This is a genomic window from Pseudomonas sp. AL 58, from assembly GCF_036348395.1.
GTDB classification, from domain to species: Bacteria; Pseudomonadota; Gammaproteobacteria; order Pseudomonadales; family Pseudomonadaceae; genus Aquipseudomonas; species Aquipseudomonas defluvii.
Window position 1 is genome coordinate 1 of record NZ_JAZBQR010000041.1, and the last position, 8788, is coordinate 8788.

An 8788-nucleotide genomic window follows, 5' to 3' on the forward strand; every position below is an offset into this window, starting at 1 on the left:
CACCGCCGACGGGTCAGCCGCCTGCCGACGAATCTCGGCATCGGAGAACGCGACCGCCATCGTCATGCAGCCACCACGGTCGGTGCCATGCGCAGGTAGGCCCGGATCTGCTCCATGGCATCAAAGTTCCCCCGGCAAACGACCGCCAGGTAGCCCTGCTCATTCAACCGGCGCAAGCAGGCCGACTGACTGGCCGACACGGGGGCGGGCTCAATGGTCGCCTTGAACTCGATGTACAGGCCGAAGTAACCGCCGCGCGCCATGGTCAGCACCAGGTCAGGGATACCGGCCTTCACACCCTGCTGCTTCAACTTGGCCGCCACCAGCTTGTGCCGGTGACCACCATTCGGGACGTGGTAGATCAGCTCAAAGACCTGCGGGTAGCGGAGCTCGATTTCCCGCATCAGCGCAGCCTGCTCCAGGCCTTCGCGGTCGACGGGCTTAGCACGCGGCGTCCTGGGCCGTACTGGTTTCATGATCACCTGCTTCACCGATCCCCCCTCCCTAGCTTTGCCTGGATTTTCGCGATACCTTCGGGAGACATGAACACCCGATCACCGAGCATGATCGCCGTATCGCAGGGAACCTCCTTGGCGCGCACGCGGAATCGAAGGGCCGGGGCACTCTTCCAATGGCACCACTTACGCTCGGTTTTCCAGCGAATGGTTTTCGTCTTTGGCAGGTGCTCGCTGACGTAGATCGGAATGCCGCTGAATGTCATGGCTGGGGTGATCACGCGGCCACCTTCCCTTCACTAACCAGGATGTCGAGCGTCCGTACCACGCCTTCAAGGTGCATGAACCGCAATTCGTCGTGGCTGAACATCGTTTTGCTGCGCGAATCGATGGCGTCATGGCAGGCACTGCACGACCAAGCGCCCTGCAGATCATTCGGCTTCATACCGACACCGCAGGTACCGGACATGCGGTAATGGGCCAGCACGGTGGTTTCGGGATTGCCGTTGCAAACACCAGGAATGCGCACCTGGCACTCCCGGCCGCGCGCGGCCTTGGTCAGCTTGGATTGCTTCATTGGCGGTCGTCTCCGTGAAGATCGATGACAGTGAAAGTGGATGGCCACATACGCAGGCCATGAATTCGCGCCGACGCTTCGTCGCGGTACAGGCCAACAGGCGGCTGGGGCTTATCGGTGAGGTCCAGCAGATGCCCACAGGCGTACAGTGCCCAGCGGTACTCGGTGAGGTCGGGCGCAGCCAGCATCGGGTCGGTCATGCGCGTGCACCTCGACCAGCTCGCAGCGCCTGCAGCGCAGCACGCCCCACGTCGAGAGTGCGCGGCGCGGGCGGTGCAGCAAGCTCGGCGACCGGTACCGGCCCCAGGCTCTCGCCTTTCCAAATCTTCCGGCACTGCGCCAGGTAGTGCTTCTCGAAGCAGCTCAGCCCGAGCTCACGCGACATCAGCGGCAGACTATGGAAACCGGCGGCAGCAGTTGCGTGGTAAACGGCTGGATGCATCCACTTCGCCGATCCACGCATAGCTGGATGGCAGTTGCGCAGGCCTTGGGCGTAGGCCTTCTCGACGCTGGGCAGGCCCAAGCCTTCCGGCGCGAAGCACCAGCTGACGAACACGCCCGGCGCCGGAACGAACGCGGACTTGCTCGCGCTCAGCACGCGCATGCCGTGGTCGATCTGCTCGAGGCGAGTGATCCCGGAACGCATGAACTCGCCGAGCCATTCCAGCTTGGCCGCATCCATCACGGAAGGTGTTGGCCAGGATTGGCGCCAAGCACCGCAGGCGCCGCGCAACCGCAGGAACAAATCCTCAATGACCTGCTGGGTTGCTGGATCAATCGGTACATGGCCTGGCTCAGCCGGTGGCTGGTAGGTCGGATCGGTTTTGCGATTGGCGAGGAGTTGTCGAACATTGGTCGCGGTCACAGGCGCACCCCCTTCTGTGCCCAGTTGGATTTGGTCTCGTCCAGCTCTGCTTCGGCTGCAGCCTTGGCCTTCTCGCTCTTGAGCCACTTGGCCAGGCGGAAGCACCAGCCGCCGTTGCTGTCGAGCACCCGAGGTTTGGCGACGTAGTAACCCAGGAAGCTCACGAGCGTTTCCTCGGTCAGTGCTTCCAGGGTCAGGCCGGCCAATTTCAGCTGGGTGGTCACCAGGTCAGCCGGTGGATTCCAATCGGCGAACATGGCGAAGCGCTGCCGGTCGTCCTGCGACTCCAGCGCCTGACGATCCTGCTCGGCGATCACTTCTTGAATCTCATGCGGCTGCTGACTGGTACCCTGATTGGTTACCTGATTACTGGTACCTTGATTTGTCGGAGATTTTTCCGACCCCGGCTCGGATTTATTTCCGACCTTGCTCGGAGATTTTTCCGAGGTAGCTCGGATATTTTTCCGACCATTGCGGGGCTTTGTGGTCGGATATTTTTCCGACCCATCGAGCTTGCGATTCCACTCTTTGCCCTTCTCGGTCAGTCGCACCAATGTGATGCTGGAAGTGCTCGACAGCTCGATCAGACCAGCCTCAGCGAGAGCCCTGAGCAGTCGGTATGCAGTATCTGGCTTATCGGTCAGCAGTGGCAGTTCTTCGACGATCTTGGCCTTGCTCAGCGCAAAGTAGATCCCGCTATCTGTCTTGACCGGCTTGGCCCAGCTGGGGCACTCGTAGACAAACGCAAACAGCAACGCCTGCTGGGCATTCAAACCCCACTCCAAGGCAAGCGACTGATTGATGTGAATGGTGAACTGCATGGCTATACCACCGCCCGGATCTGGTAATCCGCCCACAAGCCGGCAACCCACTGCACGCCCTTCGACGTGAAGCGGGCCTGGTTGAATGCGTGTCCATTGGAAGCACTCGTTCCGGTTTTCACTTCGAAGCGCCCAGCATCTTGATGGTGGCTATACGGGGTGAGTACGCCAGCCAGGTAGTACATGACGCCGTTATCCAGAAGCATCTGGCGGAACTGGCGCTCGTTGGCCTTCAGCAACTTGGCCACTTGCCGAAAGCCCATCGAGCCAGCGGCCTCAACGTACTGATCGACGAATGCGACTTTCGGTGCTGCGATGGCCAAGGCCTGGCTGGCAGCTTGCTGCAGCTCAAATTGCTCAGCCCAGGCGCGCGCAGCGGCAGCCGGGTTAGAAAAGTCAGGGAGCGTGGCAATGACGCGTGCACTGCCCTCCTCCACTTCACGCCAACGCTTGATCACAGCCATGCGCATTAAAGCGCTGTAGCCAGTCAGCAGGCAGTCGGTGTGCTCCCGGTCCAGCAGGTACTCGGTCTGCTGGCGGTTCATACCGTCAAGATAGATGCGCGCAAAACTGCTCACATCTTCCTTCAGGTCTTTCGCCATGGCCTGGATGTCGCGCTTGACGTCAGGGTGACGCTTTCCGGTCAGTTCGGCGATCTCTCGCGACGACATGACCTGACGCGACAGATTCGCGGTGATGCCAGAACCTGACGCGATAGTGGCGCTATTGCCTGCATCGATTGCGGTGTGCATAATCGACTCCACGATGTTGTTGAAGAAGCCGGTCTAGCCACCGGCTTTTTTGTGCCTGCGATTCAGGCGATTGCTTTCCCGCAGACGTGACCAATCCCGCCGACTGAGCTACCGCCCTCAGCGTTCAATGTCCCCGCGCGTCCTGATGTACTGCCGTCCATTTCCTTCCCCTTAATGGTCTTCCTGGTGCGATCGGCTCAACTGCCGACTACGCCGTTGTTGCTCATCGGCCCCCGCCGATGGTGTTTCGGTGCTGCTGTGGCTCGCGATCAGGCGGCCTTAACCGATGCCGCCATCTCGTCCAGGCTCTTGCGGACGTGATCAATCTCTTTGCTGATCTGGGCTTTCTCGATCTGGTTGACGTGGTTATCTTCAAGTGCGACGTGCACAGCGATAGTCAGCTCGGCTACTTCCTTGCCGACGCTAATCATTGCTGCAGTGAGCGCCTTGGGAGCTGGGGCTTCCTTCGCTACCAGGTCGAAACCGAACGAATCCGCCAGCGCCTTCAGTGGGCGCATGTCTTCGGTGTGCAGGAGAATCCCGAACAGATGCTCGATGGTCAGGTGGTGAGCATCGTTATCCGGGTTGGCGCGCTGAAGCAGACTGACGTGGGGAACGCCCATCTTTGCGCTCAGGGTCTTGGCATCGTTGTCCTTTACTGCGTCGTGGCAGGCCCGCAAAAACTTGTCCATTCGTAAAATCCCAGTTCTGTTTCAGTGGTGGCGTAATGCCTGCCGGCAGATAATTTGGTTCGTGCTCAGGCAGCTTCGCCCTTTTGCTTAGCCTTGAGGGCGCCCTTGGTGATTCGCTCAATCTGGTACTGCCGCAGCTCCGGCACCTCACCCCACTGGCGAATTGCCTCATAGGTGACACCAAGAGCTTTGGCCAACACCGAGATGGACCCGAAATGTTGAATTGCTTGGTTTTTGGTCATGACGACCTCCTTTGCTCGCCTTCATATTCAAGCATGCTTGTATTTGTAAAACAAGCATGCTTGACAAGCACTCTTGTAGATTGCCCTCATGAAAATCACTGACCGAATCACGAAACTCGTACTCGCAAGGAAGCCCACGATCGGCGTTCGTAGCGTGAAACGAGACATTGCAACCACATGCGGCATCAGCTATGAAGCCGTTCGCCAGTGGTTTGCGGGTGACACCGAGAACATCAAAAACGAGAACCTAGTAGCCATCGCAGATGGCTACGACACAACCGTGGACTGGCTTCTTTCAGGCAAAGACGAGCCGCCGCGCAAGCGTGACCTTGGCCCGACGGGGATCAGTCGTCAGTCTTCACCAACGTCATCGGCGGATTTGGTTCAACGGATGCTCGAGAAGCATGGCAAAGGTCTTTCGGATGAAGCGCGCCGGAAAATAATCCAGGCTGTAGAGGCTGATCCTTCTGGGTCAGGCGACAGCAGCAATCTGCTCGCCGTTAATACAGCTACAGAAGGCGATATCTCGATCCCACAGTACGACGTACGCGCCGCAATGGGCCATGGCCAGCTGCCTCCGGAGTACAACGAAGTAATCCGGAACGTGGTCATTCGCGAGGAGCTGCTGCGTGATAAGGGCGTGAGTTACACCTCCCCTCAAGCCCTGGCGATCATCACTGGATGGGGTCAGAGCATGGAAGGCACTATCAACGACAAGGATCCTGTAATTGTTGATCGTGGCGTCAATGACTATGCAGGTGAGGGGGTGTACGTGCTGAGCTGGCATGGCGACCTGCTCATCAAGCGTTTGCAGCGGAAGGATGAAGATCACGTCTGGCTGATATCGGACAACCCGAAGAATAAGGATCTTGAGGCTCGGATCGACGATGTGACGATCCATGCGAAGGTCCTCCTAGTATGGAACGCTCGAAAGGTATGAGATCCAACCATGATAAAAACTGAACACCCAGGCTCACAGAGGTGAGGCGTAGGTTAGCTTCAAAAAGCCCGCTGAAGCGGGCTTTTTGCTGTCTTGGCTAGAGGGTTGCTGGATCGATTCCAATCAACATCAGTGACTGCGCTAGCGACTGATCAATCTCCACCTCTCCGGTTGTCGAGGCGGCCTGATTGATGCCAACCGTGCGGAACTTGAGCACATGGCCAGCCAGCATCTGCTTGAGGATCTTTTTGGCTTTGTCGCCACCTGTCACGGTGTATGGGCTCATCACCTGTGCCATGTTGGTCATGGCCTGAGCCTGGGCATTCTTGACGATTGCCGCCTGCTCAGGTGGGAGATTCATCGCGTACTGCGGGGCCTCAGGCATCATGCTAACCGGCGTTTCTTGCGGCGTGATGGTCCAAGCTTCGTTCTGGTCGATCCTGAACTGCACAGTGCCAACCGGAATTTTGAAGCGACCGCCTGACATCAGGCCGACATAGATATCGTTACCTTCTTTCCGCACAACCGGGTAGAACTTCAGAGAACTAGTAACTATTGAGTTGCCAGGAGTGAAATTCCCAGTTGTCACCATCATGGTCGTCTTATCGGTGAACTCGTCGGTAGTGCCGGTGGCCTTCCATACTGAGCCTGAGGCGCATCCGCCAAGCGCGAGAGCTGCTGCCGCTAATGTGATAATCCGTTTCATTACATTCTCCAGCCATTGAGTGGGCGCATTGTAGCAGAGCACAATCGCCCATCAGGATCTGTCACTACATTGGCTTTTCATGCCCGTCAGAAAGGCGCCTCCTCCTCTTCCCGCTCCACCGACTCCACCTCCCACTCCATCTCGATCACCCGATCGTCGTCAGTTGGTGCATCCCATTGCAGGATTACCGACCCGTCATCGCAGAAGGTCATTTCCAGGCCATCAGTCTCTGCAAGCAGATCCATCATCACCCCCCAGTCCTGATCGGTATCCGTGTCTAGCCGATGTATCAGCACCTTCCTCCCCTGTTGGGCCAGTGGCGAATTGATCATCGCTGAAACCCTCAGACCAAGCTTCTCCAAGCCAGTCAACTCCTGATGCTTTGACCTCTCTCCTAGCGCGGGCACTTCCAATCACTCCAAGTAACTGTACGGATATACAGTAATGAAAAACAACACAAGCTTGCTTGCATTTAATTCACAAGCATGCTTTTATTAATGCAAGTTCGCTTGCATTTGAACTGATCGCATTGCCGGGAAACTGCCGGCCAGACAGCGATGCCAGGGGCAACCCAAACGCTCTTTAACAACCCAACCGCAGAAAGGCTGCCAGCCACCGAAAAGACTGACGCACCGGGCGTGGGCGACTCCCACCCTGCTGCGCCGTATCTGAGTAGTGATGGCAGCCCAAACCGTAAACGTATGGAAAGAAATACGCCCAGCCCACCGTGGCGAGTAACGGAGGCAAGGAACACCAGTTTCAGAATTAGCGCCCTGAGCTTCGGCACTGAGGGGTGCCGGACCTCATGCACCCTGCCCCACTCAGCCGGGCACACAGAGCTGCAGCGTGCATGTTGTAAGGACCTGTGATCCATGGCGAACAGATGCTGCTTGACGCCATGAGGAGGAAGCTCGACGCCCACCCCAGAAGATCGCGGACCTGCAATCAGCAGCGGGGAAGCGAACTGATCACCGTTGATGCAATACACCCGGCCTGTCGCCAGTAGCGAGGCCGGGGTTCTACAGATTCCATCACCTAATTACTTCTTACGGGATGGTTTCCGAGGATTTCACTGGCTGGCCTTGGTGACAGGGCCAGACGGGAAATCAACCACCACACCAGAGGATTCACCATGTTGGGACTGAAAAAGCTGTTCGGCAAAGGCCGCGAGGCTCGCGCCGCCCTGGGCAAGTTGGAAAACCGCGACCTGCTCCAGGCCATCGTTTACGGCTGCTTTTACGTCGCCGCAGCTGACGGCGAGATCGAGCCGGCTGAGCTGGACAAGATCGATCGCCTACTGCGCAACGAGCCGAAGCTGCAGGGCTTCGGGGCCGAACTGGGCAACCTGATCGACAAGGCCAAGGCCGACTTCAATGAGGGCGGCCCTCGCATCATCCGCATGAACGCCGAGCGCGAGCTGGGCGACCTGGCCCACACCCCTGGCGATGCCGAAACGGTCATCAACTTCATGCTGACCATTGCTGAATCAGACGGCGAGATCGAGGCGGCAGAAGTCGAGGTGCTTGAGCGCGCAGCGGCGAAGCTGAACGTGCGCCTCAAGGACTATCTGTGACCGCCTGGCTCTCCGCCAACCCAGCAAAAGGCGTTTTGTTGGTGATGGTCGCTTTTCTGGCGTTCCTGGTGATCGCCGCAAACGTGATCAATCGGACATCCTGCGCTTGGTACGGCCAGCAAACCGAGCGTCAGACGCGCTATGCAGCGTTTGTCGGCTGCATGGTGAAAACCGGCGCAGGCTGGGTTCCGCGCAACGAGTTACGCACGCAGCAATAGAGCATCACTTCTGCCCATTCACTGAGTGGGCAGCGGGATGACACCAACTAGCCCTTCCCAGCCCGGTCGACGGGCATCAAACCTAGAGGAATCCAACATGCATCCAGCCATGCGGGAGCGCGTGGAGGGCTTGGCTGCCCTTCGCCTGCGCACCCACCTCGTGACCACGGACTTCTATGCAATGATCGGTCGACCAGCGCCGGAGCAGACTCTGCGCTACCAGGTGGTCACCAAGGGCAAGGCCTATCACGTCGTGGAGATTGCCACCGGCAAGACCAAGGGCTTTTGCTTCAGCTACAAGGCGGCGATGGTATTCGTTGAAGCAATGGAGGCAGCTGCAAAGCGCAAGCTGGTACCACGGCAATGATCGGCGAACCTATCCCAGATCCGCGCCATCAGATCCTGGCCGACCTTAACGCGAAGATTGAGCAGTTCTTTGCGGCAGGCGGAACCGCCAAAGTTGGCGAGCCACTCAAGTCAGTTCCTCGTCCGCAGGCCAAGTTCAACAACCAGGTACCGGCAGACGAAAAGAAAGCCGCAGCCCAGCGCCGCCGCGCCGAAGATGCAAAGCGTCTTGAGCGGATCCGCGAAATGGCCAAGACCATGACCTACAACGAAGCAGCCAGAGCGACCGGCTACTCCACGGCCACGCTGCATCGTATCGCCAAGCAAGGTGGCTTCCTGTTCAAGGTCAGCACTGCCCGGCGCGGAAAGGGCCGAGCCATCGACCGGGTGGCGGATGCGGTCAAGCTGGAGCAACTGAAGGCACTGCGTGATGGCGGCCTGTCTCGCTACCAGGCATCCAAGCAGATGGGCATCAGCGACAAGCTGCTGGACCGGCTGATCAGCGACTACGAGATCGACTTCCCCGCCAGGCCGATCAGCAGTAGAGCGAAGCACGACCAATGATCATCGCCACCACCAACCACCTGGAGGCGATCAAGTAC

Annotated in this window: 16 protein-coding genes; 5 read left to right on the forward strand and 11 right to left on the reverse strand. The window is 58.4% G+C overall.

Annotated elements, in window-relative coordinates:
• Window positions 1-62 precede the first annotated feature (62 nt).
• From UIA24_RS22680 to UIA24_RS22720, 9 genes are all read right to left on the reverse strand, one after another.
• Complete coding sequence (locus tag UIA24_RS22680; protein WP_330523997.1) at window positions 63-476, reverse strand: VRR-NUC domain-containing protein; 414 nt, start codon at window positions 474-476, stop codon at window positions 63-65.
• 11 nt (window positions 477-487) lie between these two features.
• Window positions 488-736 (reverse strand): hypothetical protein, encoded by a 249-nt coding sequence (locus UIA24_RS22685; RefSeq protein ID WP_330523998.1) that lies wholly within the window; start codon window positions 734-736, stop codon window positions 488-490.
• Window positions 733-1032, reverse strand: coding sequence for a DUF1364 domain-containing protein (locus UIA24_RS22690; protein WP_330523999.1), 300 nt, complete (start codon window positions 1030-1032; stop codon window positions 733-735). The genes UIA24_RS22685 and UIA24_RS22690 overlap by 4 nt, the downstream gene beginning before the upstream one ends.
• Window positions 1029-1232, reverse strand: a complete 204-nt coding sequence (locus UIA24_RS22695) for a hypothetical protein (RefSeq protein ID WP_330524000.1) — start codon at window positions 1230-1232, stop codon at window positions 1029-1031. The genes UIA24_RS22690 and UIA24_RS22695 overlap by 4 nt, the downstream gene beginning before the upstream one ends.
• Window positions 1229-1897 carry a replication protein P gene (locus UIA24_RS22700; RefSeq protein ID WP_099775256.1) on the reverse strand — a complete coding sequence of 223 codons (669 nt, stop codon included), beginning with the start codon at window positions 1895-1897 and terminating at the stop codon, window positions 1229-1231. Before UIA24_RS22700 ends, UIA24_RS22695 begins: the two co-directional genes overlap by 4 nt.
• Complete coding sequence (locus UIA24_RS22705) at window positions 1894-2718, reverse strand: DnaT-like ssDNA-binding domain-containing protein (protein WP_330524001.1); 825 nt, start codon at window positions 2716-2718, stop codon at window positions 1894-1896. The genes UIA24_RS22700 and UIA24_RS22705 overlap by 4 nt, the downstream gene beginning before the upstream one ends.
• A 2-nt stretch (window positions 2719-2720) precedes the next feature.
• Entirely contained in the window at window positions 2721-3389 is a 669-nt protein-coding gene (locus UIA24_RS22710) for a phage antirepressor KilAC domain-containing protein (protein ID WP_442963065.1), read from the reverse strand.
• A gap of 350 nt (window positions 3390-3739) precedes the next feature.
• Window positions 3740-4162 carry a phage regulatory CII family protein gene (locus UIA24_RS22715; RefSeq protein ID WP_330524003.1) on the reverse strand — a complete coding sequence of 141 codons (423 nt, stop codon included), beginning with the start codon at window positions 4160-4162 and terminating at the stop codon, window positions 3740-3742.
• A 65-nt stretch (window positions 4163-4227) separates the two neighbouring features.
• Window positions 4228-4404, reverse strand: coding sequence for a Cro/CI family transcriptional regulator (locus tag UIA24_RS22720; protein ID WP_099774385.1), 177 nt, complete (start codon window positions 4402-4404; stop codon window positions 4228-4230).
• 88 nt (window positions 4405-4492) lie between these two features.
• Here UIA24_RS22720 and UIA24_RS22725 point away from each other — a divergent pair, with 88 nt between their 5' ends.
• On the forward strand, window positions 4493-5344 hold the full coding sequence (locus UIA24_RS22725; protein WP_330524004.1) for an XRE family transcriptional regulator: 852 nt from the start codon (window positions 4493-4495) through the stop codon (window positions 5342-5344).
• Between the two features lie 97 nt (window positions 5345-5441).
• Here UIA24_RS22725 and UIA24_RS22730 read toward each other — a convergent pair whose 3' ends face one another.
• Entirely contained in the window at window positions 5442-6050 is a 609-nt protein-coding gene (locus UIA24_RS22730; protein WP_330524005.1) for a hypothetical protein, read from the reverse strand.
• Between the two features lie 86 nt (window positions 6051-6136).
• Window positions 6137-6457, reverse strand: coding sequence for a DUF1654 domain-containing protein (locus UIA24_RS22735; RefSeq protein WP_330524006.1), 321 nt, complete (start codon window positions 6455-6457; stop codon window positions 6137-6139).
• Between the two features lie 725 nt (window positions 6458-7182).
• Between UIA24_RS22735 and UIA24_RS22740 the strand changes: the two genes are divergently transcribed.
• The 4 genes from UIA24_RS22740 to UIA24_RS22755 all read left to right on the forward strand — a co-directional run bounded on the left by UIA24_RS22740 (window position 7183) and on the right by UIA24_RS22755 (window position 8750).
• Complete coding sequence (locus UIA24_RS22740; RefSeq protein ID WP_330524007.1) at window positions 7183-7623, forward strand: tellurite resistance TerB family protein; 441 nt, start codon at window positions 7183-7185, stop codon at window positions 7621-7623.
• Window positions 7620-7841, forward strand: a complete 222-nt coding sequence (locus tag UIA24_RS22745; RefSeq protein ID WP_330524008.1) for a hypothetical protein — start codon at window positions 7620-7622, stop codon at window positions 7839-7841. Before UIA24_RS22740 ends, UIA24_RS22745 begins: the two co-directional genes overlap by 4 nt.
• A gap of 97 nt (window positions 7842-7938) precedes the next feature.
• A complete protein-coding gene (locus UIA24_RS22750; protein WP_330524009.1) occupies window positions 7939-8208 on the forward strand; it encodes a hypothetical protein in 270 nt (89 codons plus the stop codon).
• Window positions 8205-8750, forward strand: coding sequence for a hypothetical protein (locus UIA24_RS22755; RefSeq protein WP_330524010.1), 546 nt, complete (start codon window positions 8205-8207; stop codon window positions 8748-8750). Before UIA24_RS22750 ends, UIA24_RS22755 begins: the two co-directional genes overlap by 4 nt.
• The last annotated feature ends 38 nt before the right edge of the window (window positions 8751-8788 follow it).

Bases quoted from the DNA above. Each gene is read 5' to 3' on its own strand.
- UIA24_RS22680 (WP_330523997.1), bottom strand. From the start codon at position 476: ATGAAACCAGTACGGCCCAGGACGCCGCGTGCTAAGCCCGTCGACCGC.
- UIA24_RS22690 (WP_330523999.1), bottom strand. From the start codon at position 1,032: ATGAAGCAATCCAAGCTGACCAAGGCCGCGCGCGGCCGGGAGTGCCAG.
- UIA24_RS22695 (WP_330524000.1), bottom strand. From the start codon at position 1,232: ATGACCGACCCGATGCTGGCTGCGCCCGACCTCACCGAGTACCGCTGG.
- UIA24_RS22705 (WP_330524001.1), bottom strand. From the start codon at position 2,718: ATGCAGTTCACCATTCACATCAATCAGTCGCTTGCCTTGGAGTGGGGT.
- UIA24_RS22710 (WP_442963065.1), bottom strand. From the start codon at position 3,389: ATGTCGTCGCGAGAGATCGCCGAACTGACCGGAAAGCGTCACCCTGAC.
- UIA24_RS22715 (WP_330524003.1), bottom strand. From the start codon at position 4,162: ATGGACAAGTTTTTGCGGGCCTGCCACGACGCAGTAAAGGACAACGAT.
- UIA24_RS22720 (WP_099774385.1), bottom strand. From the start codon at position 4,404: ATGACCAAAAACCAAGCAATTCAACATTTCGGGTCCATCTCGGTGTTG.
- UIA24_RS22725 (WP_330524004.1), top strand. From the start codon at position 4,493: ATGAAAATCACTGACCGAATCACGAAACTCGTACTCGCAAGGAAGCCC.
- UIA24_RS22730 (WP_330524005.1), bottom strand. From the start codon at position 6,050: ATGAAACGGATTATCACATTAGCGGCAGCAGCTCTCGCGCTTGGCGGA.
- UIA24_RS22740 (WP_330524007.1), top strand. From the start codon at position 7,183: ATGTTGGGACTGAAAAAGCTGTTCGGCAAAGGCCGCGAGGCTCGCGCC.
- UIA24_RS22750 (WP_330524009.1), top strand. From the start codon at position 7,939: ATGCATCCAGCCATGCGGGAGCGCGTGGAGGGCTTGGCTGCCCTTCGC.
- UIA24_RS22755 (WP_330524010.1), top strand. From the start codon at position 8,205: ATGATCGGCGAACCTATCCCAGATCCGCGCCATCAGATCCTGGCCGAC.